The organism is Streptococcus oralis (assembly GCF_003943415.1).
Lineage (GTDB): Bacteria > Bacillota > Bacilli > Lactobacillales > Streptococcaceae > Streptococcus > Streptococcus oralis_BJ.
The window spans coordinates 1-684 of record NZ_RJPK01000029.1 but is presented as its reverse complement, the minus strand read 5'-3'; the positions used below and the strand labels follow the sequence as shown (position 1 = coordinate 684).

The 684-nt window shown below is 45.6% G+C and carries 2 protein-coding genes; one reads left to right on the top strand and one right to left on the bottom strand.

Translation table 11 applies throughout. The annotated features are described in order from the left end of the window. The coding region (locus D8801_RS09700) for a DUF1054 family protein (RefSeq protein ID WP_125849456.1) at positions 1 to 382 on the top strand (382 nt) is incomplete at its 5' end. A gap of 52 nt (positions 383 to 434) precedes the next feature. Here D8801_RS09700 and D8801_RS09695 read toward each other — a convergent pair. Next, positions 435 to 684 (bottom strand): UPF0223 family protein (locus D8801_RS09695; RefSeq protein ID WP_142999293.1); only part of this gene is annotated, 250 nt, incomplete at its 5' end.

The following is a 684-nucleotide window of genomic DNA, read 5'->3' as shown; positions in this document are numbered from 1 at the left end:
GCCTCATTTCCAAATTGGTTTATGGGAAACCCACGTGTTCGTATGGTTTGCATTGATCTATGAGTCTCCTCTCAAGCAGGAATACGGCCAGCTGTTTAAAAAGCATCTGCCGGACATTGAAAGCAACATTCCAAGCCGTTTTGTCTGGTCGGCCGATCATACGAAACCGGACGTCATAAGACAGTCTGAGATGGACGATAAAGAGCTGGAGAACCTGTTTGAACGGCTCGTCAACGTGAAGAAAGCAGAAGCGCTTTGCGGTATTCAGCTTGCAAAAGACGAAGTCCTGCAAATGAGCGAAGAGGCGTTTCTATCCGAAATCGAAGCGGCTTTTGAAAAGCTCGCCTTCCTTTACCGCCTGACGCAGAAAGTATCGGTTTAAACAAAAAGGGATGGCCTGTTGTGCCCATCCCTTTTTGTTTTGGATTTTCTCATTACATTTTAATTTTCGTATTTTCCGTTTGTTCCTTTGCTTTTTTGACTGCCTGATACGGAGAGTAATCGCTCGCTTCTTCAAACTGGCTGCAGAGCTTTTTTTCCTCGGCTTTTCCCGGAACGATTTCTTTAAAGCGGCGGTAAGCACTCATTAGTACATCGCGCTCTACGCCTTTTTCATAAGCGAGCTCAACCGTCTGAAAAAACGATATGACGTCTATCGCTTCCTCTGTGCTCCAGTCTTCATTC